This window comes from Streptomyces venezuelae, assembly GCF_008642375.1.
Classification (GTDB): domain Bacteria; phylum Actinomycetota; class Actinomycetes; order Streptomycetales; family Streptomycetaceae; genus Streptomyces; species Streptomyces venezuelae_G.
Genome location: NZ_CP029194.1, coordinates 4,959,612 through 4,980,547, shown reverse-complemented (window position 1 = coordinate 4,980,547; position 20,936 = coordinate 4,959,612). Strand labels below are relative to the sequence as shown.

General features: G+C 72.2%; 21 protein-coding genes. 10 read left to right on the top strand and 11 right to left on the bottom strand.

The window, feature by feature from the left end; all coding sequences use genetic code 11:
• The first annotated feature begins 53 nt into the window (after nt 1-53).
• Genes DEJ46_RS22945 through DEJ46_RS22935 form a run of 3 tightly spaced genes read left to right on the top strand, consistent with a single transcriptional unit; the run spans nt 54 to nt 2,425 of the window.
• Entirely contained in the window at nt 54-1,196 is a 1,143-nt protein-coding gene (locus DEJ46_RS22945) for a lipid-transfer protein (protein ID WP_150269197.1), read from the top strand.
• A gap of 20 nt (nt 1,197-1,216) precedes the next feature.
• On the top strand, nt 1,217-1,648 hold the full coding sequence (locus tag DEJ46_RS22940) for a Zn-ribbon domain-containing OB-fold protein (protein ID WP_150274682.1): 432 nt from the start codon (nt 1,217-1,219) through the stop codon (nt 1,646-1,648).
• Nucleotides 1,649-2,425: an enoyl-CoA hydratase/isomerase family protein gene (locus tag DEJ46_RS22935; protein ID WP_150269195.1), complete on the top strand. Its 777-nt coding sequence runs from the start codon at nt 1,649-1,651 to the stop codon at nt 2,423-2,425. It begins immediately after the preceding gene.
• Here the strand turns inward: DEJ46_RS22935 and DEJ46_RS22930 are convergent.
• The gene (locus tag DEJ46_RS22930) at nt 2,391-2,996 is read right to left on the bottom strand and encodes a hypothetical protein (protein ID WP_150269193.1); all 606 of its coding nucleotides are present in this window, start codon (nt 2,994-2,996) and stop codon (nt 2,391-2,393) included. The two genes, DEJ46_RS22935 and DEJ46_RS22930, sit on opposite strands and share 35 nt — an antisense overlap.
• A 124-nt stretch (nt 2,997-3,120) precedes the next feature.
• On the opposite strand from DEJ46_RS22930, the gene DEJ46_RS22925 reads away from it, so the two are divergent.
• A complete protein-coding gene (locus DEJ46_RS22925) occupies nt 3,121-3,744 on the top strand; it encodes a hypothetical protein (protein WP_150269191.1) in 624 nt (207 codons plus the stop codon).
• Between the two features lie 47 nt (nt 3,745-3,791).
• On the opposite strand, the gene DEJ46_RS22920 is transcribed toward DEJ46_RS22925, so the two are convergent.
• A complete protein-coding gene (locus DEJ46_RS22920; protein ID WP_150269189.1) occupies nt 3,792-6,248 on the bottom strand; it encodes a PQQ-binding-like beta-propeller repeat protein in 2,457 nt (818 codons plus the stop codon).
• A gap of 137 nt (nt 6,249-6,385) precedes the next feature.
• The gene (locus DEJ46_RS22915) at nt 6,386-7,171 is read right to left on the bottom strand and encodes a VOC family protein (RefSeq protein WP_150269187.1); all 786 of its coding nucleotides are present in this window, start codon (nt 7,169-7,171) and stop codon (nt 6,386-6,388) included.
• 365 nt (nt 7,172-7,536) lie between these two features.
• On the opposite strand from DEJ46_RS22915, the gene DEJ46_RS22910 reads away from it, so the two are divergent.
• Complete coding sequence (locus tag DEJ46_RS22910; RefSeq protein ID WP_055642901.1) at nt 7,537-8,184, top strand: TetR family transcriptional regulator; 648 nt, start codon at nt 7,537-7,539, stop codon at nt 8,182-8,184.
• Nucleotides 8,185-8,304: 120 nt separating this feature from the next.
• On the opposite strand, the gene DEJ46_RS22905 is transcribed toward DEJ46_RS22910, so the two are convergent.
• Nucleotides 8,305-8,775, bottom strand: coding sequence for a nitroreductase family deazaflavin-dependent oxidoreductase (locus tag DEJ46_RS22905; protein ID WP_150269185.1), 471 nt, complete (start codon nt 8,773-8,775; stop codon nt 8,305-8,307).
• Nucleotides 8,776-10,107 (bottom strand): acyl-CoA dehydrogenase family protein, encoded by a 1,332-nt coding sequence (locus tag DEJ46_RS22900; protein WP_150269184.1) that lies wholly within the window; start codon nt 10,105-10,107, stop codon nt 8,776-8,778.
• A 106-nt stretch (nt 10,108-10,213) separates the two neighbouring features.
• On the opposite strand from DEJ46_RS22900, the gene DEJ46_RS22895 reads away from it, so the two are divergent.
• The 4 genes from DEJ46_RS22895 to DEJ46_RS22880 all read left to right on the top strand — a co-directional run bounded on the left by DEJ46_RS22895 (nt 10,214) and on the right by DEJ46_RS22880 (nt 13,705).
• Entirely contained in the window at nt 10,214-11,377 is a 1,164-nt protein-coding gene (locus DEJ46_RS22895; RefSeq protein ID WP_150269182.1) for a thiolase C-terminal domain-containing protein, read from the top strand.
• A 116-nt stretch (nt 11,378-11,493) separates the two neighbouring features.
• Entirely contained in the window at nt 11,494-12,762 is a 1,269-nt protein-coding gene (locus tag DEJ46_RS22890) for an FAD-dependent monooxygenase (protein ID WP_150269180.1), read from the top strand.
• The gene (locus tag DEJ46_RS22885) at nt 12,759-13,421 is read left to right on the top strand and encodes a pyridoxal 5'-phosphate synthase (RefSeq protein WP_150269178.1); all 663 of its coding nucleotides are present in this window, start codon (nt 12,759-12,761) and stop codon (nt 13,419-13,421) included. The genes DEJ46_RS22890 and DEJ46_RS22885 overlap by 4 nt, the downstream gene beginning before the upstream one ends.
• A gap of 35 nt (nt 13,422-13,456) precedes the next feature.
• Entirely contained in the window at nt 13,457-13,705 is a 249-nt protein-coding gene (locus tag DEJ46_RS22880) for an SCO4226 family nickel-binding protein (RefSeq protein ID WP_150269176.1), read from the top strand.
• 15 nt (nt 13,706-13,720) lie between these two features.
• Here the strand turns inward: DEJ46_RS22880 and DEJ46_RS22875 are convergent, their stop codons facing one another.
• The 4 genes from DEJ46_RS22875 to DEJ46_RS22860 all read right to left on the bottom strand — a co-directional run bounded on the left by DEJ46_RS22875 (nt 13,721) and on the right by DEJ46_RS22860 (nt 18,454).
• Nucleotides 13,721-15,625 (bottom strand): AMP-dependent synthetase/ligase, encoded by a 1,905-nt coding sequence (locus DEJ46_RS22875; RefSeq protein WP_150269175.1) that lies wholly within the window; start codon nt 15,623-15,625, stop codon nt 13,721-13,723.
• Between the two features lie 98 nt (nt 15,626-15,723).
• On the bottom strand, nt 15,724-16,362 hold the full coding sequence (locus tag DEJ46_RS22870; RefSeq protein WP_150269173.1) for a TetR/AcrR family transcriptional regulator: 639 nt from the start codon (nt 16,360-16,362) through the stop codon (nt 15,724-15,726).
• Between the two features lie 121 nt (nt 16,363-16,483).
• Complete coding sequence (locus tag DEJ46_RS22865; RefSeq protein ID WP_411757774.1) at nt 16,484-17,836, bottom strand: dicarboxylate/amino acid:cation symporter; 1,353 nt, start codon at nt 17,834-17,836, stop codon at nt 16,484-16,486.
• Between the two features lie 351 nt (nt 17,837-18,187).
• Nucleotides 18,188-18,454 (bottom strand): DUF4229 domain-containing protein, encoded by a 267-nt coding sequence (locus DEJ46_RS22860; protein WP_150269169.1) that lies wholly within the window; start codon nt 18,452-18,454, stop codon nt 18,188-18,190.
• A gap of 159 nt (nt 18,455-18,613) precedes the next feature.
• Here DEJ46_RS22860 and DEJ46_RS22855 point away from each other — a divergent pair, with 159 nt between their 5' ends.
• On the top strand, nt 18,614-19,147 hold the full coding sequence (locus tag DEJ46_RS22855) for a GNAT family N-acetyltransferase (RefSeq protein WP_150269167.1): 534 nt from the start codon (nt 18,614-18,616) through the stop codon (nt 19,145-19,147).
• A gap of 63 nt (nt 19,148-19,210) precedes the next feature.
• Here DEJ46_RS22855 and mqnE read toward each other — a convergent pair whose 3' ends face one another.
• Complete coding sequence (mqnE, locus tag DEJ46_RS22850) at nt 19,211-20,374, bottom strand: aminofutalosine synthase MqnE (protein ID WP_150269165.1); 1,164 nt, start codon at nt 20,372-20,374, stop codon at nt 19,211-19,213.
• A gap of 49 nt (nt 20,375-20,423) precedes the next feature.
• Nucleotides 20,424-20,879, bottom strand: a complete 456-nt coding sequence (locus tag DEJ46_RS22845) for an Lrp/AsnC family transcriptional regulator (protein WP_055642891.1) — start codon at nt 20,877-20,879, stop codon at nt 20,424-20,426.
• Nucleotides 20,880-20,936 lie beyond the last annotated feature (57 nt).

The window sequence follows — 20,936 nt, the reverse complement described above, 5'->3', positions numbered from 1 at the left end:
GATTAGTTGTAACCTGACGCGCTGTCAGCAGTGCTGCCCCAAAAGGAGGTACGGTGCTCAAGGACGCCACGGCCATCGTCGGCATAGGACAGACCGCCTTCGCGAAACACCTCCCCGAGTCCGAGAAGGCCCTCGCCTGCCGGGCGATCCTCGCCGCCCTCGACGACGCCGGGATCGACCCCTCCGAGGTCGACGGCTTCGCCTCGTACACGATGGAGGAGACGGACGAGGTCGAGGTCGCCAAGGCCATCGGCGCCGGCGACGTCACCTTCTTCTCCAAGGTCGGCTACGGCGGCGGCGGCTCCTGCGCCACCGTCGGCCACCTCGCCGCCGCCGTCGCCACCGGCCAGGCGAGCGTCGGCGTCGCCTGGCGCTCCCGGAAGCGGGGCTCCGGCCCCCGCCCCTGGAAGAACACCGCCGCCCAGCTGCCCACCCCCGGCCAGTGGACCCGCCCCTTCGGGCTGCTCCGCCCCGCCGACGAGATCGGCATGCTCGCCCGCCGCTACATGCACGAGTACGGCGCCACCCGCGACCACCTCTTCAACGTCGCGCTCGCCTGCCGCAACCGCGCCAACCAGAACCCCTCCGCGATCATGTACGAGCGGCCCCTGACCCGCGAGATGTACATGACCTCCCGCTGGATCAGCGAGCCGCTCTGCCTCTTCGACAACTGCCTGGAGACCGACGGCGCCCTCGCCTGCGTCATCGTCTCCGCCGAACGCGCCCGCGACTGCCGCCAGAAGCCGGTCTACGTCCACTCCGCCGCCCAGGGCCTGCCCGCCCAGCATCACGGCATGGTCAACTACTGGAACGACGACCCGCTCTCCGGACCCGCCTGGACCGCCGCCCGACACCTCTGGAAACAGGCCGACTTCGGCCCCGAGGACGTCGACGTCGCCCAGATCTACGACGCCTTCACCCCGCTCGTCCCGCTCTCCCTGGAGGGCTACGGCTTCTGCGGCCGCGGCGAGGGCGCCGCGTTCACCGAAGGCGGCGCCCTGGAGATCGGCGGCCGGCTGCCCCTCAACACCGGCGGCGGCGGACTGAGCGAGGCGTACGTCCACGGCTTCAACCTCATCAACGAGGGCGTGAAGCAGCTCCGCGGCAGCTCCACCGCCCAAGTGCCCGACGCCGCCACCTGCCTGGTCACGGCCGGCGAGGGCGTCCCCACCTCCGCGATCCTCCTTCGAGCCTGAGGAGCCGAGACACCATGCCGATGCTGACACCCGTCACCGACGAGGACGGCGCCCCCTTCTGGGAGTACGCCGCCCGGGGCGAGCTCCGCGTCCAGGCCTGCGCGGCCCCCGACTGCGGCGAGCTCCGCTTCCCGCCCCGCCCCTGCTGCCCGCACTGCCACTCCTTCGACAGCGAATGGCGGCTCATGTCAGGACGCGGCCGCATCTGGTCGTACGTCCTGCCCCACCCGCCGCTCCTGCCCGACTACGCCGCCCAGCCCGGGTACAACGCGGTCCTCGTCGAACTGGCCGACGCCCCCCGCATCCGCCTCGCCGGCAACGTCGTCACCACCCCCGACGCACCCCTGAACTCGCTCGACGCGGGCCGGCTGCGCATCGGTGCCCCGGTGAAGGTCGCCTTCACCGAGGTCGACGGCGTCACGGTCCCCCGCTGGCTCCTGGAGCGCGGCTAGATGGCCGTCCGCGTCGAACGCGACAAGGAGACCGGGGTCGCGGTCGTCACCCTCGACCGGCCGGAGAAGCACAACGCGATCACCCTGGACATGGCCCGCGACCTCGCCTCCGTCTGGCGGGGGTTCCGGTACGAGGACGAGGTCCGCGCGATCGTCGTCACCGGGTCCGGCGGGCGGGCCTTCTGCACGGGGATCGACCGGGACGCCGCCGGGAACATCCCGCAGCCCTCGTCCCCGTACACGATCGACGACCCCCTGCTCACGATCGGCCCCAAGGCGAACGACCTGTGGAAACCGGTGATCGCCGCCGTCGAGGGCATGGCCTGCGGCGGGGCGTTCTACCTGCTCGGCGAGGCGGAGTTCCTGGTCGCCGGCGAGGACGCCACCTTCTTCGACCCGCACACCACCTACGGGATGGTCAGCGCCTTCGAGACCATCCACATGGCCCAGCGGATGCCCTACGGGGAGATCGCCCGGATGGCCCTGATGGGCAGCGCGGAACGGATCTCGGCCCGGCGCGCGTACGAGACGGGGCTCGTCTCCGAGCTGACCCCGGCCGGCGGGGCGCTGGAGGCCGCCCTGCGGGCCGCGGCCGTCGTCGCCGCGCACCCGACCGAGGCCGTCCAGGGCACGGTCCGGGCGCTCTGGTCGGTCACGGAGGCGTCCCGCACCCCGGCCCTCGCCCACGCGCCGCACCTGATCACGCTGGGAAACCTGCCGCCGGAACGTCAGGCGGGCCTGTTCACGGGGAGGGGGAAGGGGTACCGGACTCGGTAGGCAGCGCGGTGGTGTAGTGCCTGCGCACCTCGTAGACCCAGCAGTTCGTCACCCGGTCGACGAACTGCGGGTTCTCCATCTTGACCTCGAAGGTCTTCGTCTCGTGGCTCCCGACGGTGACACCGATCTCGCCGATGCTCTGCACCGTGCCCGACGCGTTCCTGAAGTGCAGGGTGACCCAGTACGTCCCCGGGAGCTCGTCGCGCGAGACGGCCTTCAGGGTCGCCGTGGTGTCCGCCTTACGGGCGGGCTTGCCCTTGCGCTTCTTCTGGGCGGACTTCACGCAGTCCACCACGACGACCTCGATCTTCACCGTCTCCGAGGTGGGGCTGGGCGTGACCTCGGAGCCGCCCGAGCCGCCCGAGCCGTCCGAGCCGCTGTAGTCGTCGTTGCTCTTCTCGTCACTGGAGCAGCCGCCGCCCGAGTCGTCGTCGGAGTCCGAGCGGCTCTTGCCGCTCTTGCTCTTCCCACTGCCGCCGCCGCTGCTGCTGCCGTGGCCGGTCTGGAATCCGGTCAGCGCGAGCACCACCACCGTGAGCGTCGCCGCCATCTTCAGGCGCGTGCGCACCATCGGCCCTCCTCGTGCTGTCGTGTCCGCGCCACACCCTAGGGCATGTTCCGGGCCGCAAATGGCGGGCCCCCCGCACCCGGCGTAGCGTCGGGAGCGAGAGCCGGACCGTCCAGGAGGCCGACAGATGATCCGCAACGTCATCGGCTCGGTTCTGGCCCTCGCCGGAGCGACGGCCGCCGTCTGGAGCCCCTTCCGTGCCTGGTACGACGGCCGTCACGGACGCGATTACGCGATCGACGAGCTGTTCACCGGCATCACGGACACGAAGGCCGACCTGCTCGGCTCGATCCTGCTGCCCTTCGCCTTCGCCGCCCTCGTCACGGTCCTCGGGGTCGCCCTGCGCTCCCGGCTCCTCGTCGCTTTCGCCGGGCTCGTCGTCCTCGGCTTCACGGTCTTCTGGATGGTGCGTGTCGGGCAGGCCGAGGGCAGCCTCGTGATCTCCGGCGACGGTACGGGCCTGGGCGACGGGGTCGCCAACGCCTTCGGCGGCGGGGTGCTGCTGCTCCTCGGCGCGCTCGTCATGTCGGGCCGGCACCGCACGCACCGGCTGGACCGGGCGGACCACGAGCCGCGGCCCACCCACCCCACGTTGGACGGGCCGCCGCCGGTCACGGACGACGCGGACGGACCGCACCGCCACCCGCAGGCCTCGGCCCCGCACGCCGCCCCGACGCAGCCCTACGACGTCCCGACCTGGGACCCGGAGCAGGACGGACCACCGCGGCGGGACGGGCCCCCGCAGCGGTAGCGGGGAGCCGTCGTCGGCGGGGAGCCGTCGTCGGCGGGGAGCCGTCGTCAGCGGGGCGCGGGCCCCCTGCCCGTGGCCGTGCCCTTGACCGCGTCGAGCGCGTACACGCAGCGGTCCTTGCTGCACGCGTACACGACCCCGCCCTTCGCCACCGGCGAGCCGGTGATCTCGCCGCCCGTGGCGAGCTTCCAGCGCAGCTGGCCGCCCGTCGCGTCCAGCGTGTAGAGGACGTGGTCGGCGGAGCCGAAGTGCACCCGGCCGTCGGCGACGACCGGGGAGCCGACGAGTTCACCGCCCGCCGCGAACCGCCACCTCGGGGTGCCGGTGACCGCGTCGAGCGTGTAGAGCGCGCTGCCGCTGCCGACATGGACGTTGCCGTCGGCGACGAGCACCGGCTCGGCCGACTGGCGCGGCTCGGTCGCGATCCGCCACCGGTCCTGGCCGGTCGTGGCGTCGAGCGCGTACACCGTGCCGAGGTGGTCGGAGAGGTACACCCCGCCGCCCGTGACGGCCGGTCCCGGAGCGAACGCGGGCGGGGAGAGGAAGACGGCGGGCGCCTCGAAGTGCCAGCGGACGTGCCCGGCGGCGATGTCGATCGAGAGGACCCGGGTGCCGGCGGAGACGTACACGCAGCCGTCCTCGGCCGGGGCGACCCGCACCGGCACGTTGGCGCAGGAGGCGGCGTCCCCGATCGGGTAGGACCAGCGCTCCACACCCGTCCGGGCGTCGAGGGCCTGGAGCCGGGCGTCCTTCCAGACGTACACGGTGTCGCCGTGCACGGCGGGACCCGCCTCCGGGGTCTCGAAGTCGGTCTGGGCGCCGGTGATCTCCCACAGCTTTGCGCCGTTGGAGGCCTCCCAGCCCTGGACTCCGCCACCGCGCGTACCGGTGACGACAGTGCCCCGGTCCACCCGGAGGGAGTACACCCAGGCGTCCGTGTGCAGCCGCCAGCGCTCGCTGCCGTCGGTCGCGTCGAGCGCGTACAGCGTGGGCCCGTCGGAGGCGTGGATACGGCCCGAGGAGACGGCCATCGACCAGGCCACGTCCCGGGTCTTGAACTGGCGCCGGCCGCTCCCGGTGTCCAGCGCGTGCACCTCGAAGGAGGTCACGTAGAGCAGGTCGCCGTCGACGACCGGGGTGCCCCAGACGTCGTTCGACATCCGGAAGCGCCAGGGACGCCAGGGACCGGGCTCCGGCGGCTGCGCCGGGGCGGCCGGATCCCCCTGCGGGGGTACGGCGACGGGGCGGGAGCCCGGGAGCGGGCCGGGCTCGGCGCCGTGGGGACCGCCGGCGGGCGGCCGGATCCAGCCGGTCGCCGGGCCCGCGTCGGCGCTCCGGCCGACGGCGAGCGCGGCCCGGGTGTCGGAGACCCGGGGACCGGGGCCGATCGGGACGGTGGCGCCGCCCAGCCGGACGGGGCCGCCGGCGCTCTCGGCGGGACCGGCGTGCCGGCCGCCGAGGTGCGCGGGCTCGGGCTGCCGGCCGCCGGCGTGCGAGGGCTCGGGGTGCCGGGGGCCTGGCTCCGGGGAGCGCGGGTCACCGGACCGGTCGGCGGGCTCGCGGGGCGGTCGCGGCGGCATCGGCGGCGCGGCCGGCCCGGGGGCGGTGCGGCCGCCGTTGCGCCGGGCCTCGATCATGGCGGTGGCGCGGTGCGGCAGCCAGGCCGAGGCCGTACCGCTGTCGTCGCTGCCGGGACCGAAGAGGTGCGGGGCGAGCTGGGCCTGGAGGTCGGCCGGGCTGGGCCGCCGGGTGACGTCCATCTGCATGCAGGAGTCGATGAGGGGCCGCAGCTCCTCGGGCAGGCCCTCCAGGTCGGGGCCTTCGCGGAGCAGCATGAAGACGGTCTCGACCGGGTTGGCGCCGTGGAAGGGCGCGTGGCCGGTGGCGGCGAAGACCAGCATGGAGCCCAGCGAGAAGACGTCGCTCGCGCCGGTGACGCTGCGCGAGTCGCGGGCCTGCTCGGGCGACATGTAGGCGGGGGTGCCGACGGCGACGTTGGTCATGGTCAGGCGCGTGTTGGAGACGCCCGACGCGATGCCGAAGTCGATCACCCGGGGACCGTCCTCGACGACGAGGACGTTGGAGGGCTTGAGGTCGCGGTGGACCAGGCCCGCACCGTGGATGGACTGGAGGGCCTCGGCGACACCGGCCGCGAGCCAGCGCACGGCCTGGGCCGGGAGCGGCCCGCACTCGTTCACTATCTCTTCGAGCGAGGGCGCCGGGACATAGGCGGTGGCCAGCCACGGCACGGCGGCACGCGGGTCGGCGTCCACCACGGCGGCCGTGTAGAAGCCCGAGACCGCCCGGGCGGCCTCCACCTCCCGGGTGAAGCGGACCCGGAACAGCTGGTCCTCGGCGAGCTCCGTGCGCACGGTCTTGATCGCCACGCGCCGGCCCGAGGCCGATCGCGCGAGATAGACCAGGCCCATTCCGCCCGCGCCGAGCCGGCCCAGCACCTCGAAGGGCCCGATACGTCTCGGGTCGTGCTGCGTCAGCTGTTCCACTTGCCTGCCACCTCCCCGTACGGGCCATGAGGGTACGGCCCCGTGGCCCTGATTCTTCCTGTCCGAGGGCCTGGTTGCGAACCCGGGGGCGGATCGGGGTGTCACACCTCATTTCGGAGCCATCCGGAGCGGATGCCTCACACCGTGGAGGACGGCTCCGAGAGGACGGCGAAGCGGGCGCCCTGGTTGTCGTGGAGGACGGCGATGCGGCCGTGCGGGGTGTCGAAGGGCGGGGTGGCGACCCGGCCGCCGAGCCGGACGGTGGTCTCGCAGGCCTCGTCGCAGTCGACGACGACGAAGTAGACGAGGACGTGGCCGGGCATCTCGGCGGGGAAGTCGTCGCTGATGACCGCGCGCCCGCCGAAGGCGCTGTCGTCGCCGGGCCGGGAGCCGGGGGGCGACCAGACGCGGTAGTCGAAGCCGGGGTCCCGGCCCTCGTCGTCGGCGTCGGCCTGGCGGCCGAGATAGCCGAAGACGGTGGCGTAGAAGGTGTCGACGGCGTCAGGCCGGCGGGTGTACACCTCCATCCAGCAGAAGGCGCCCGGCTCGTTCGTCGCCTCGAAGCCGTCGTCGTCGCCGGCCTGGCGGAGCCCGAAGACGGCGCCGCCGGGGTCGGCGGCCAGCGCCATGACGCCGAACGGGCCGACGGGGTAGGGCTCCATGACCATCTGCCCGCCTGCGGCCTTGATCCGGGCGGCGAGGGTGCCCGCGTTCTCGGTGGCGAGGTAGACGGTCCAGGTGGTGGGCATGCGGCCGTCCCGCTTGGGGAGGAGCCCGGCGACCCGGCGTCCGTCGAGGAGGGCTTCGTCGCGGTCGGGGTCGAAGGTCCAGCCGAAGAGCTCGCCGTAGAAGCGCTTGCCCGCTTCGAGATCGGGAAGCTGCGCGTCCACCCAGCACGGGGTGCCCTCAGTGCGTACGGCCATGGCTCCACGCTAGGACGGCGGAGGGCCTCCCGCACGCCCCGACATGGGAACATAAAGGCGATTTATGGGTCTGCCGCGGGCCCGGATCCCTTGGGACGCTTGGGTTGTCCACCGAAGTTGTCCACAGGCTGTTCATAAGCCTATTCGGGTACGGGGCCCGTCGGCCGATCCGTCGGCCGATCCGTCGGCCGATCCGTCGGCCGATCCGCGGCCTCCGCGACCTGCCCTCCCCGTGGCTTGAACCCGCCCCCTCCGCGCCGGGCCGCCACGCCGCGCCGACCTCGTGGAACGCGCCCGGAGCAGGGCCGCACCCCATTTGCACTCGGCCGAATCGCGCGCCGATCCCCCCTCGGTAAGCTGACGGCATGACAGGACAAGTACGCACCGTCGACGGCCGCGTGGCCGGACGACGCGGTCAGGCGACGCGGCAGAAGCTGCTCGACTGCCTCGGTGAGATGCTCAGCTCCTCGCCCTACCGGGACGTCAAGGTCATCGATGTGGCCCGGAAGGCGGGTACTTCACCCGCGACGTTCTATCAGTACTTCCCGGACGTCGAGGGTGCCGTTCTCGAGATCGCGGAGGAAATGGCCAAGGAGGGCGCCGGGTTGACCGAGCTCGTCTCCGGCCGCTCCTGGGTCGGCAAGGCCGGCTGGCAGACCTCGGAGGAACTCGTCGAAGGCTTCCTGGACTTCTGGCGCAAGCACGACGCGATCCTCCGTGTCGTGGACCTCGGTGCCGCCGAGGGCGACAAGAGGTTCTACAAGATCCGCATGAAGATCCTGAACTCGGTCACCAACTCCCTCACGGACGCGGTGAAGGAGCTCCAGGCCAAGGGCAAGGTCGACAAGGAGGTCAACCCGGCCGCCATGGCGGGCTCCCTGGTGGCGATGCTGGCCTCGGTCGCCGGTCACCAGAAGGGCTTCCAGACCTGGGGCGTCAAGCAGGCCGAACTCAAGCCGAACCTCGCCCTCTTGGTCCACCTGGGCATCACCGGCAAGAAGCCGACCAGATAGCCCTTCCCTCCTCCTCCACCCGTCCTGTCGTCGACGCCGACGGCGGTCCCGCTCCGCCCCCACGGAGCGGATACCGCCGTCGGCGTCGGCGTTTCCCGGCCGGAGAATGCGAAGGGAGTCTCAGCGCCGGGTCAGCCGGAAGAGCCTGATCTCCCGCTCCACCCGCTGCTGGTACGTGGCGTAGGGCGGCCAGAACCCGAGCGCCGCCTTCCAGGCCGCCGCCCGCGCCTCCCCCGCGAGGAGCTCCGCCCGTACGGGGATGTCCTCACCCCGCCAGTTGACCTCGACGTCCGGGTGGGCGAGGAGGTTCGCCGTCCAGGCGGGGTGGCCCGGCCGGCCGAAGTTGGAGCCGATGAGCAGCCAGCCGCCGTCCGGCTCCGGCATGCAGGCGAGCGGCGTCACCCGCGGCAGGCCACTCCTCGCGCCCCGCGCGGTGAGGATCACGCCCGGCAGCATCCGGGCGCTGAGCAGCACCTTTCCCCCGGTCAGCCGGTGCACGGCCTTGTCCATCGCGGGGATGACGTGCGGGGCGATCCGGGCGAACGTCCGGGTCGAGGACACCTTCTGCATCAGTCTCACGCCGACGGGCATCTAGGCCGCCACCTCTCCGAAGAGTCCGGTCCGTTCCGCCGCCCGGGCGCGCAGCCGCCGGGCGGGTCCGAAGAGCAGTTCGTCGGAGGCGGCCCGCTGGTAGAAGAGCCGCGCCTCCCGTTCCCCGGTGGTGCCGCCTCCGTGGAGCCGGACGCCCTCGCCCGCCGTGGCGCGCAGGGCCTCCAGGGCCTGGGCGAGCGCGAGCGGCCCGCTCTCGGGACCGGTTCCGGGACCGGTTCCGGGCTCCCTGGCCGCGCAGTAGGTCAGGGAGCGGGCGGCCTCGACCCGGACGTAGAGGTCGGCGAGGGTGCTCCTGGCCGCCTGGAGGGCACTGGCGGGCCGGTGGCCGGGGCGGGCGCGCGGGCCGAGGCCGGCGATGGCCCGGTCGAGCGCGGCACCGGCGGCGCCGACCGCCTCGGCGGCGAGCATCACGGCGGCGGTGCGGCCGGTGGCCGCGAGCGCGCCGAGGACGTCGGCCGGTTCCTCGCCGAGGAGTTCGGCCTCGGCGTCCCGGAGTTCGACGGTGGCGTGGGGGCGGGTGAGGTCGAGGGCGGTCCGCCGGGTCCGTACGAGCCCGGGGATCCCGCCCTCCCGCTCCCGCACGAGGAAGAGGAGCGTGCGGCTGCGGGCGAAGCCGCCGGTGTGGGCGGCGACGAGGAGCAGGTCCGCGCTGTGCCCGTCGAGGACCTGGGCGGCCTCCCCGTACAGCCGCCAGCCACCGGAGCCGACGCCGGCGCCGCGCCCGTCGGCGCCGGCTCCGTCCCCGGCACCGCCCACACCCACACCCCCGGCCCCGGCGCCGTCCCCGGGCACGGCGCGCGCCTGGATCCCGCCGGCCCGGCCGCCGCCCGACCAGTCCTCCGCCGTGTTGTCGCCGGTCAGGCCGAGGGCGAGCGCGAGGGAGCCGCCCGGGACGGCGAGGGCGCAGGTCAGGCTCCCGTCGACGAGGCGCGGGAGGAGTTCGGCGCGCTGGGCGGGGGTGCCGAGGGCCGCGATCAGCGGGGCGGCGAGCACGGCGGTGGCGAGGAGCGGGGAGGGCGCGAGGGCGCGGCCGGTCTCCTCGCAGGCGAGGGCGAGTCCGGCGGGTCCGTGGCCACCGCCTCCGTACTCCGCGGGGAGGGCGAGGCCCGCGAGGCCGAGGGTGCCGGACAGCCGGGCCCAGAGCTCGGGGTCGTACCCCTCGGGGGTGGCGGTGGCGGCGTGGTTCTCCTCCGGTCCGGTCCGTTCGGCGAGCAGGTCCCGCAGGGTGCGGCGGATCTTCTGCTGCTCCTCGGTGAGCGCGGCGGCGTCGGCCGCTGTGTCGGCGTCGGCTGCTGTGTCGGCGGCGTCCATGGAGCTCCCTCCGTATCTGACGGTCCGTCATGCTAGGGCGGTACAGTGCCGGTTGCCCAGAGAAGCGCCGGTCCCGATTCAGCCGATCTGATGTACCGTCAGATTCATGGTCGCCACTCCACGCAGCCCCCGCCGCGTCGCCGTCGTCGGCGTCTCCCTCTCCGACTGCGGACGCGTCGACGAGGCCACCCCGTACGCACTCCACGCCCAGGCCGCCCGGCGCGCCCTCGCGGACAGCGGCCTCGACCGCTCGCTGATCGACGGCCTCGCCTCGACGGGGCTCGGCACGCTCGCCCCGGTCGAGGTCGCCGAATACCTGGGCCTGCGCCCCCGCTGGGTGGACTCGACCGCCGTCGGCGGCGCCACCTGGGAGGTCATGGCCGCGCACGCCGCCGACGCGATCGCCGCCGGCCACGCGAACGCGGTGCTGCTCGTGTACGGCTCCACGGCCCGCGCCGACATCCGGGCCCGGCGCCGCACCGCGAACCTCTCCTTCGGCTCACGCGGCCCGCTGCAGTTCGAAGTCCCGTACGGGCACACCCTGATCGCCAAGTACGCGATGGCCGCCCGCCGCCACATGCACGAGTACGGGACGACCCTGGAGCAGCTCGCCGGGATCGCCGTGGAGGCGCGGGCGAACGCGGCGCTCAACCCCGAGGCGATGTTCCGGGACCCGATCACCGTCGACGACGTCCTGGACGGGCCGATGATCGCGGACCCGTTCACCAAGCTGCACTGCTGCCTGCGCAGCGACGGCGGCTGCGCGGTGCTGCTGGTCGCCGAGGAGTACGTGAAGGACTGCCGGACGGCCCCCGTCTGGGTCCTCGGCACGGGCGAGCACGTCTCGCACACCACGATGTCGGAGTGGGAGGACTTCACGGTCTCCCCGGCGGCGGTCAGCGGCCGGCTCGCCTTCGAGCGGGCGGGGGTGCGCCCGGCCGACGTCGACCTCGCCGAGATCTACGACGCCTTCACCTACATGACCCTGGTGACCCTGGAGGACCTGGGCTTCTGCGCGAAGGGCGAGGGCGGGGCGTTCTTCGGGGAGAAGGGGCGACTGCCGGTGAACACGGACGGCGGTGGGCTCTCGGCCTGCCATCCCGGGATGCGCGGGCTGTTCCTGCTGGTGGAGGCGGTACGGCAGCTGCGCGGGGAGGCGCCCGGGCTCCAGGTGCGGCGGGCGGACGGCTCGCTGCCGCGACTGGCGGTGGCGTCGGGGACGGGGGGCTGGTTCTGCTCCTCGGGGACGGTGGTGCTCGGTCGCGACTGAGGCGCCGGAGCCCTCCCCCAAGAATCTATACAAGCGTCATAGACAGTCGTGTAGGACATCCGTATAGTCATCGGTGCGGGCAAGGAGACGCCCGCACCACCGACAAGGAGTCCGCCATGAGCAGCACCGCGAAGACCGCCGCGAAGACCGTCCTCATCTCCGGCGCCTCCGTCGCCGGCCCTGCCCTCGCCCTCTGGCTGCACCGCTACGGTTTCGCCCCCACCGTCGTCGAGCGCGCCCCCGAGCTCCGCACCGGCGGCTACAAGGTCGACATCCGCGGCACCGCGATCGAGATCTGCCGCCGGATGGGGATCCTCGACGAGATCCGCGCCAAATCCACGGACATGCGCGGCGGTTCGTACGTCGACGACGCCGGCCGGACCATCGGCGAGCTGCCCGCCGACATCTTCGGCGGACGCGTCGAGGAGGACGACGAGATCATGCGCGGCGACCTCGCCCGCATCCTGTACGAGCGGACCCGCGAGGACGTCGAGTACCTCTTCGGCGACTCCATCGGCGCCCTGACGGAGGACGCCGACGGCGTCACCGTGACCTTCGACAGCGGCACCGTCCGCCGCTTCGACCTCGTCGTCGGCGCCGACGGGCTCCACTCGAACACCCGGAAGCTCGCCTTCGGTCCGGAGGAGCGGTTCAAGCGCCACCTCGGCGCGTACATCTCCATCTTCACCGCCCCCAACCACCTGGGCCTCGACCGCTGGGAGACGTACCACGCGATCCCGCGGAAGCTGCTCTGCGTCTACAGCGCCTCCGGCGAGACGGACGCCAAGAACCTCTTCGTCTTCTCCGCCCCCGAGGACGTCCCCTACGACCTCCGGGACGTCAACGGCCAGAAGCGGCTGCTCGCCGACACCTTCGCGGGCGACGGCTGGGAGGTCCCCCGGCTCCTGGAGCACGCGGCCGACGCCGACGACTTCTACCTCGACTCCATGTCCCTCGTCGAGATGGACCGCTGGTCACGCGGGCGCGTCGTCCTGCTCGGCGACGCCGCGCACTGCGCCTCCCCCGCCTCCGGCCAGGGCACCGGCCTCGCCCTCACCGGCGCCTACGTCCTGGCGGGCGAGCTGGCCCGGGCCGGCGGCGACCACACGGTGGCCTTCGCCCGCTACGAGGAGCGCATGCGGCCGGGCGTCGAGCAGAACCAGAGGATGGCCGAGGGCTTCGTCAAGGAGATGACCGTCGACTCGAAGTGGAAGATCGCCCTGCGCATGCTCATGGTGCGGACCCTGCCGAAGACCCCCTGGAAGAACCTCATCGCGAAGAAGATCCGCGACGGCATCCAGTCGGCGGCCAACGCGGTCCCGATCGAGGACTACACCGCGCCGACCGGCGCTCCGGCGGCCCCGCGCCCTACGGTGACCGCATGACCGACTTCCACCACGCCCTCCGCTCCCTCCGGGTCTGGGACACCGAGCTCCCCTCCTTCGACCCGGCGGGCGCCCCGCCCGAGCCCCTCTCCCTCTTCCACGACTGGTTCACGGCTGCGGTCGCCGCCGGCCAGACCGAGCCGCACACCCTCTCCCTGGCCACCGTGGACGAGGCCGGCCGGCCCGACGTCCGTACGGTGATGCTGCACGACGCCGACGAGCGCGGCTGGCACTTCGCCTCGCACGCCACCAGTGCCAAGGGCCGCCAGCTCGCCGCCCGCCCCGAGGCCGCCCTCGGCTTCTACTGGCCGGCCCAGGGCCGCCAGGTCCGGATCCGGGGCCACGTCACCACCGGCAGCCCCGAGGAGGCGTACGAGGACCTCCACGCCCGCACCACCGGCGCCCTCGCCTCGGCGCTCGTCGGCCGCCAGAGCGAGGTCCTGGACTCCCCCGAGACCCTCGCGGCGGCGAGCGAGGCGGCCTGGCGGCGCGCCGAGGCGGAACCGGACGCGCCCTCCCCCACCTGGACGCTCTACGTGGTCGAACCGGCCGAGGTCGAGTTCTTCCAGGGCGACGCCCGCCGCCGCCACCTCCGCCTCCGCTACCGCCGCGACCCCGCGACGGGCACGGGCTGGCTCCGCGAGCTGCTCTGGCCGTGAAGGCGGCGCACCATGGAAGTGGAGGTGTGAGAACCATGGCGACGTACATGGACGTACACCGGGGCATGGTGGGCATCACGTCCGACCAGCTCAAGGAGGCGCACGAGGCCGACCTCGCCGTCGAGAAGGACGAGGGAGTCCACTTCGAGAGAGCGTGGGCCGATCCGGAGTCCGGAACGGTCTACTGCCTGTCCCACGGCCCGTCGGCCGAGGCGGTCCAGCGGGTCCACGCCCGCACGGGCCACGAGGCCGACGAGATCCACGAGGTGCCCCTCACGGTGTGAGAAGAGCGGGCGCCTTCACTGGAGGGCGCCCCCCGCCCCGTCCGGCCCGTCCGGCCCGTACATCTCGTCGATCTCGCGCGCGAAGTCCCGGAGCACGGCCCGCCGTTTGAGCTTCAGCGACGGGGTCAGATGGCCCGAGCGCTCCGAGAACTCGGTCGTCAGGAGCCGGAAGGCGCGGATCGACTCCGCCCGCGAGACCAGCCGGTTGGCGTCGTCCACGGCCCGCTGGACCGCGCCGAGCAGCTCCTCGTCCCGGGTCAGCTCCCAGAGCGCCAGATGGTCCTTGTGCCGCATCCGCCGCCAGTGCGTGAGGCCCTCGTGGTCGAGGGCGATCAGGGCCGTGACGTACGGGCGGTCGTCGCCCACGACCATGCACTGGGAGACCAGCGGGTGGGCGCGCAGCCAGTCCTCCAGCGGGGCGGGGGCCACGTTCTTGCCGGCCGAGGTGATGAGGATGTCCTTCTTGCGGCCGGTGATCCGCAGATAGCCGTCCTCGTCGAGCGAGCCCAGGTCGCCGGTGGGGAACCAGCCGTCGTCGGTGTACGGCACGGCCGCCCCGCGCTGGGCGTCCCAGTACCCGGCGAAGACGTGGGCGCCCTTGAGCCAGACCTCGCCGTCGTCGGCGATCCGGACGGCCGTGCCCGGCAGGGGCCAGCCGACGGTGCCGGTGCGGGGCCGCCGCGGCGGGGTGACGGTCGAGGCGGCCGTGGTCTCGGTCAGCCCGTACCCCTCGAAGACCGCGACGCCCGCGCCCGCGAAGAACTCGGCGAGCGGCGCGCCGAGCGGGGAGCCGCCGCTGATCACGTACTTCACCCGGCCGCCGAGCGCGGTGCGGATCCGCCGGTAGACGAGCGGGTCGTACAGCGCCCGCGCGAGACGCAGCCCGAGCGAGGGCGCGGAACTCCCGCCGTATCTGCGGGCGATGGTGGCGGCGCGGTCGAAGGCGGCGGCCTTGCCTCCGCGTTCGGCGGTGGCGCGGGCGGTGTTGAAGACCTTCTCCATGACGTACGGGATGGCGAGGAGGAAGGTGGGCCGGAAGGAGGCGAGGTCGAAGAGGAGTTCGTCGCCCTCGACGGAGGGGGCGTGGCCGACGCGGACCCGGGCCCGCACGCAGCCGACGGCGACCATCCGACCGAAGACATGGGAGAGCGGCAGGAAGAGGAGGGTGGCGGCGGGCTCCTCGCTCTCCGAGACGAAGACGGGGTGGAGGAGCCGGACGGCGTTGTCGACCTCGGCGAAGAAGTTGGCGTGGGTGAGCGCGCAGCCCTTGGGGCGGCCGGTGGTGCCGGAGGTGTAGACGAGGGTGGCGAGGGTCTCGGGGGTGAGGAGGCCGCGCCGGGCGGTGACGGCCTCGTCGGCGACCCGGGCGCCGGCCCGCCGGAGCAGGTCGACGGCGCCGGTGTCGAGGGCCCAGAGGTGGGCGAGGCCGGGGAGCTGCCGCCGCTCGGCGGAGACGAGCCGGGCCTGCTCGGGGTCCTCGACCACGCAGGCGGCGGCGCCGGAGTCCTGGAGGATCCAGCGGGTCTGGAAGGCGGAGGAGGTGGGGTAGACGGGGACGGTGACGAGTCCGGCGGCCCAGGCGGCGAAGTCGATCAGGGTCCACTCGTAGGTGGTGCGGGCCATGAGGGCGAGCCGGTCGCCGGGGCGCAGGCCGTGGGCGATGAGCCCCTTGGCGACGGCGTGCACGTCGGCGGCGAAGCGCGCGGCGGTGACGTCGTACCACTGCCCGTCCGCGTCCTTCCGGGAGAAGAGGGCGGCCTCGGGGTCCTGGCGGGCGTTGTCGTACGGCAGGTCGGCGAGGGAGCCGCGGCGCACCTGGGGCACGAGGGCGGGGACGGAGACCTCCCGCACCCGCCCGTCCACCAGCACCTTCTGCGGCTCGACCGGCTCGATCTCGGATGCGGCGGTGGCGACGGACACGTGCGGCTCCTCGGTCTGCGCGATGAACTGAGGTCGTGCGTCGGTGCGTTGAGCCCTGCGATCCTTGACTAGCGGGTAACCTTACTGCGGGGTAAGGCTCAACGGGGAGACCAGCGCTCGCTTTTCATGAGGTTCCCGAGCCCGGCCCACGCGAAGTTCATCAGCGTCGCGGCGGCCTCCTTCGCCGTCACCCCCGGCGTCGCGTTCGCCCACGTGGCCAGGGACTCGGCGGACCCCGCCAGCGCCTGCGCGAGCGCGTCCACGTCCCGCCCGGTGACGACCCCGCCCGCCTCCCGCGCGGCCTCCCCGATCAGCCCCGCCACGAAGCCCACGACCTCGTCCCGCATCCGCGCCAGCTCCCCGGCGAACGGCTCCCCCTGCGTCCGCGCCCGCAGGCTCAGCACCACCCACGCGTCCGGGTGTTCGGCGGCGTACGTGAAGAAGGCGAGCAGCCCCGCCCAGAGCCGCTCGTCGGGCGGCAGCTCCGCCCCCTCGACCCCGGCGGCCACGGCCCCGAGCAGCGCGCCCGCCTCGCGCCGGATACAGGCGGTGAACAGCTCCTCCTTGGAGCCCAGATAGAGATAGACCAGCGGCTTGGACACGCCCGCGAGCTCGGCGATCTCGTCCATGGACGCCGCCTGGTACCCCTGCCGGGCGAAGCACCGCACGGCGGCGTCCACCATCTGCCGCTCCCGCACGACCCGCGGCAACCGTCGCGCCTTCACCGCGTCACCCATGGCACCCACCCCTGTTTCCAAGATCAACCGGCTGCCCCGCAGAAGACTACGTGCCCCCCGCCCGGACGGGGCAGAGGGCACGTGGGGTTCAGGACAAGCCGTACGGGACGGCCCGGCGGGGTCAGGCGGCGGCCGTGACCGCGACCTTCTCGTCGGTCCCGCCGACCGTGACCAGCTCGTCGATCGGGGACGCGGAGGCGTTGTCGTACGCGGTCTTGTCGAGGATCTTCTCGCGGGCGGAGACGATCACCGGGATCAGCGCCTGGCCTGCGACGTTCGTCGCCGTCCTGATCATGTCGAGGATCGGGTCGATCGCCATGAGCAGGCCGACGCCCTCCAGGGGGAGGCCCAGGGTGGAGAGGGTGAGGGTCAGCATGACCGTCGCGCCCGTCAGACCGGCGGTGGCCGCCGAGCCGATGACCGAGACGAAGGCGATCAGCAGGTAGTCGCCGATGCCGAGCTGCACGTCGAAGATCTGCGCGATGAAGATCGCGGCGAGCGCCGGGTAGATCGCGGCGCAGCCGTCCATCTTGGTCGTGGCGCCGAACGGGACGGCGAAGGAGGCGTACTCCTTCGGGACGCCGAGGCGCTCGGTGACCTTCTGGGTGACCGGCATGGTGCCGACCGAGGAGCGGGAGACGAAGGCCAGCTGGATCGCGGGCCAGGCGCCCTTGAAGAACTGGATCGGGTTGACCTTGGCGACCGTCGCGAGCAGCAGCGGGTAGACGCCGAAGAGGACCAGGGCGCAGCCGATGTAGACGTCGGCGGTGAAGGTCGCGTACTTGCCGATCAGCTCCCAGCCGTAGTCGGCGATGGCGAAGCCGATGAGGCCGACGGTGCCGAGCGGTGCGAGGCGGATGACCCACCACAGGGCCTTCTGGAGGAGCTCCAGGATCGACTCGGAGAGCGTGAGGATCGGCTTGGCCTTGTCGCCCAGCTTGAGGGCGGCGATGCCGGCGACGGCGGCCATGAAGACGATCTGGAGGACGTTCAGCTCGGTGAAGGGCGTGATGACGTCCGTCGGGATGATGCCGGTGAGGAAGTCGATCCAGGAGCCCTCGCGCTTCGGCAGCTTGCCGTCCTGCGGGGTGAGGCCGGTGCCGGAGCCCGGGTTGGTGATCAGGCCGATCGCGAGGCCGATGGCGACCGCGATCAGCGAGGTGATCATGAACCAGAGCAGGGTGCGGGTGGCGAGCCTGGCGGCGTTGTTCACCTTCCGCAGGTTGGTGATCGAGACCAGGATCGCGAAGAAGACGAGCGGGGCGACGGCCAGCTTGAGCAGCTGGACGAAGATGTCGCCGACCTGGCCGAGGGTCTCCTTCAGCCAGGAGACGTCCTGGCTGCGGGCGATCCAGCCGAGCAGGGCGCCGAGGACGAGACCGGCGATGATCTGGGCCCAGAAGGGGACCTTCGGTATGCGCGAGGAAGCCGGGGCCTTCTGCGCGGGTGTGGTCGCGGACGCGGACACAGACACACTCCACAGGTGCGTATCGGGAAATACGGGACGGGGGTGCGGCACGCACGCGCTTTCACGCGGGCCGCTGCATGATGCCGGGTCAGAGCTCGCGGCAACAGACCGCGGACATACAGCGGCACAGATCGACGTGCAGGCGCGCCACGAGCGGGGTGCTCGCGGCATGAGAAGGGCGCACTGCTGTCGTCATGTCGAACACGTTAACACTTGAACTTTGAGATCCTCAAAGCCATTCTTTGGGGCGCGAGAGCGCCGTTCCGCCTCTGAAACGCAGAACACCCCAGGCCAGAGCCTTGGAAGGCACTACCTGGGGTGGATGTCTGTGAGGAAGCTTACGCGGCCTTTACGGCACTACAGCAGGTCCTCCTGGGACCGGTTCGAGGCCAGCCTGCCCTTCGCTCGGTCGACCTTCGCGACGACCTCGGCGCTCGCCTCCTCCCGCACCTTGCGCAGGAGGACGAAGCTGAGCGGGGCGGAGACGACGATGGCGAGGACGAGCACCCAGAGCAGGTTCGAGTCGCCCAGGCCGCGCGGCAGCGCGCCGACGTAGACGAGACCCCACAGGGCGAAGAAGCATCCGGCGAAGATGCCGAACCGCATCAGCGAGTAGCGGAGCATGTCAGTCAGTCCACTCTTCCGTTCCGAAAAGTTCCCATACGGGACGAGCGCGCCTCCAGTGAAGCACGGGCCGGGGCACCCGCCGGGAGCGGGGGGGGTTGGACGGGGTGGGACCGACACCTCTTGAGCCACAGAGCAGGTAATAGGTAAGATCTCTCCATGACCCTTACGTTCGAGGTGGATCCGGCCGTCGACCGGACCCTGCGCGACGGCGTGCTCTCCCTCTGGGCCGACGTCTCCAACGCGGGCGGCGCCGTCGGCTTTGTACCCCCCGTGACCCCCGACGAGATCCGGCCCGCGCTGCTCAAGCACCTCGTCGCCATGACCGAGGGCGGTACGCGCCTGCTGGTCGGCCGCGACGGGGACGGCGAGGTCGCCGCCACCGCCTTCTTCACCTTCAACACCCACCCGCTGATGACCCACTGGGTGTGGCTCTACACGGTGATGGTCCACCCCCGCCACCAGGGCAAGGGGTACGGCGCCGCCCTCATGGCCGCCGTCGAGGAGACCGCCCGCACCGCCGCCGGCTTCGAGGCGATCGAGGCGATCCGCCTGACCTGCCGGGGCGGCACCGGGGTCGACGGCTTCTACGCCAAGGCCGGCTACAAGGAGGTCGGCCGCGTCCCCGACGCGATCCGGGTCGCCCCCGGTGACGACCGCGACGACATCATCATGCTTCTGCCCCTGAACTGACCGGGGTACGGGAAAGGGCCGGCGGGAGACATCCCGCCGGCCCTTCCTCCTGCCTCGCGTACGTCAGAACCGCATCGACTGCGGCGTCTCGCGCCGGTCCGCGTCCGGGCCCGGGTACTCGCGGATGATCTCGTACCGCGTGTTCCGCTCGACCGGGCGGAAGCCGGCGTCACGGATGAGCTCCAGCAGGTCCTCGCGGCCCAGCTTGTTCGGCGTGCCGTAGTTGTCGGCGTCGTGCGTGATCTTGTACTCGACGACCGAGCCGTCCATGTCGTCCGCGCCGTGCTGGAGCGCCAGCTGCGCGGTCTGGACGCCGTGCATGACCCAGAAGACCTTGACGTGCGGCACGTTGTCGAAGAGCAGCCGGGAGACCGCGAAGGTCTTCAGGGCCTCGGCACCGGTCGCCATGGTCGTGCGCGCCTGGAGCTTGTTGCGGACCTTGCCGTCCTGCATGTCGACGAAGTCGTGCTGGTAGCGCAGCGGGATGAAGACCTGGAAGCCGCCGGTCTCGTCCTGGAGCTCGCGGAGCCGCAGCACGTGGTCGACGCGGTGGCGGGGCTCCTCGATGTGCCCGTACAGCATCGTGCTCGGAGTCTTGAGACCCTTCGCGTGCGCGAGGCGGTGGATCCGGGACCAGTCCTCCCAGTGGGTGCGGTGGTCCACGATGTGCTGCCGGACCTCCCAGTCGAAGATCTCGGCGCCGCCGCCGGTCAGCGACTCCAGGCCGGCCTCGATCAGCTCGTCGAGGATGTCGGAGGCGGACATCCCGGAGATCGTCTCGAAGTGGTGGATCTCGGTGGCCGTGAAGGCCTTGAGGGAGACGTTCGGGAGGGCCTTCTTGAGCTCGGAGAGCGAGCGCGGGTAGTACCGCCAGGGCAGGTTGGGGTGGAGCCCGTTGACGATGTGCAGCTCGGTGAGGTTCTCGTTCTCCATCGCCTTCGCGAGGCGCACGGCCTCTTCGATGCGCATGGTGTACGCGTCCTTCTCACCCGGCTTGCGCTGGAAGGAGCAGTAGGCGCAGGAGGCGGTGCACACGTTCGTCATGTTGAGGTGACGGTTGACGTTGAAGTGCACCACGTCGCCGTTCTTGCGGGTCCGGACCTCGTGGGCCAGCCCGCCGAGCCAGGCGAGGTCGTCGGACTCGTACAGGGCGATGCCGTCCTCACGGCTCAGCCGCTCACCGTCCCGGACCTTCTGCTCCAGCTCCCGCTTGAGCCCAGCGTCCATCTCCGGCCGCCTCCCTTTGTCTCCGATTTCAGGCTTCACCACCGTACTCTCAGCCCTCTTCGGGCAGGTCCCCGACCCGGTTCTCCCACTTGGTGGAGAGCACGATCGTCGTACGGGTGCGGGAGACGCCCTTCGTGCCGCTGAGGCGGCGGATCGTCTTCTCCAGGCCGTCGACGTCGCTGACGCGGACCTTGAGCATGAACGAGTCGTCGCCGGCGATGAACCAGCAGTCCTCGATCTCCGCGAGGTCCTTGAGCCGGCGGGCCACGTCCTCGTGGTCGGCGGCGTCGGAGAGGGAGATGCCGATGAGGGCGGTGACGCCGAGGCCGAGCGAGGCGGCGTCGACGGTGGCGCGGTAGCCCGTGATGACTCCGGCCGCCTCAAGACGGTTGATGCGGTCGGTGACGGAGGGGCCGGAGAGCCCGACGAGCCGGCCGAGCTCGGCGTACGAGGCACGACCGTTCTCACGCAGAGCCTGGATGAGCTGCCTGTCCACGGCGTCCATAGGTATGAAGCCTTCCATTGTCCAGCGATACCGCGAGTTTAGGTATAGAATCTAAGG

What these genes read in the sequence shown, in the direction of transcription:
- DEJ46_RS22885 (WP_150269178.1), top strand. Translation starts at nt 12,759, where the DNA reads ATGACCGACTTCCACCACGCCCTCCGCTCCCTCCGGGTCTGGGACACC.
- DEJ46_RS22910 (WP_055642901.1), top strand. Translation starts at nt 7,537, where the DNA reads ATGACAGGACAAGTACGCACCGTCGACGGCCGCGTGGCCGGACGACGC.
- DEJ46_RS22855 (WP_150269167.1), top strand. Translation starts at nt 18,614, where the DNA reads ATGACCCTTACGTTCGAGGTGGATCCGGCCGTCGACCGGACCCTGCGC.
- DEJ46_RS22870 (WP_150269173.1), bottom strand. Translation starts at nt 16,362, where the DNA reads ATGGGTGACGCGGTGAAGGCGCGACGGTTGCCGCGGGTCGTGCGGGAG.
- mqnE (WP_150269165.1), bottom strand. Translation starts at nt 20,374, where the DNA reads ATGGACGCTGGGCTCAAGCGGGAGCTGGAGCAGAAGGTCCGGGACGGT.
- DEJ46_RS22900 (WP_150269184.1), bottom strand. Translation starts at nt 10,107, where the DNA reads ATGGACGCCGCCGACACAGCAGCCGACGCCGACACAGCGGCCGACGCC.
- DEJ46_RS22940 (WP_150274682.1), top strand. Translation starts at nt 1,217, where the DNA reads ATGCTGACACCCGTCACCGACGAGGACGGCGCCCCCTTCTGGGAGTAC.
- DEJ46_RS22930 (WP_150269193.1), bottom strand. Translation starts at nt 2,996, where the DNA reads ATGGTGCGCACGCGCCTGAAGATGGCGGCGACGCTCACGGTGGTGGTG.
- DEJ46_RS22880 (WP_150269176.1), top strand. Translation starts at nt 13,457, where the DNA reads ATGGCGACGTACATGGACGTACACCGGGGCATGGTGGGCATCACGTCC.
- DEJ46_RS22915 (WP_150269187.1), bottom strand. Translation starts at nt 7,171, where the DNA reads ATGGCCGTACGCACTGAGGGCACCCCGTGCTGGGTGGACGCGCAGCTT.
- DEJ46_RS22890 (WP_150269180.1), top strand. Translation starts at nt 11,494, where the DNA reads ATGAGCAGCACCGCGAAGACCGCCGCGAAGACCGTCCTCATCTCCGGC.
- DEJ46_RS22935 (WP_150269195.1), top strand. Translation starts at nt 1,649, where the DNA reads ATGGCCGTCCGCGTCGAACGCGACAAGGAGACCGGGGTCGCGGTCGTC.
- DEJ46_RS22905 (WP_150269185.1), bottom strand. Translation starts at nt 8,775, where the DNA reads ATGCCCGTCGGCGTGAGACTGATGCAGAAGGTGTCCTCGACCCGGACG.
- DEJ46_RS22895 (WP_150269182.1), top strand. Translation starts at nt 10,214, where the DNA reads ATGGTCGCCACTCCACGCAGCCCCCGCCGCGTCGCCGTCGTCGGCGTC.
- DEJ46_RS22860 (WP_150269169.1), bottom strand. Translation starts at nt 18,454, where the DNA reads ATGCTCCGCTACTCGCTGATGCGGTTCGGCATCTTCGCCGGATGCTTC.
- DEJ46_RS22925 (WP_150269191.1), top strand. Translation starts at nt 3,121, where the DNA reads ATGATCCGCAACGTCATCGGCTCGGTTCTGGCCCTCGCCGGAGCGACG.
- DEJ46_RS22845 (WP_055642891.1), bottom strand. Translation starts at nt 20,879, where the DNA reads ATGGACGCCGTGGACAGGCAGCTCATCCAGGCTCTGCGTGAGAACGGT.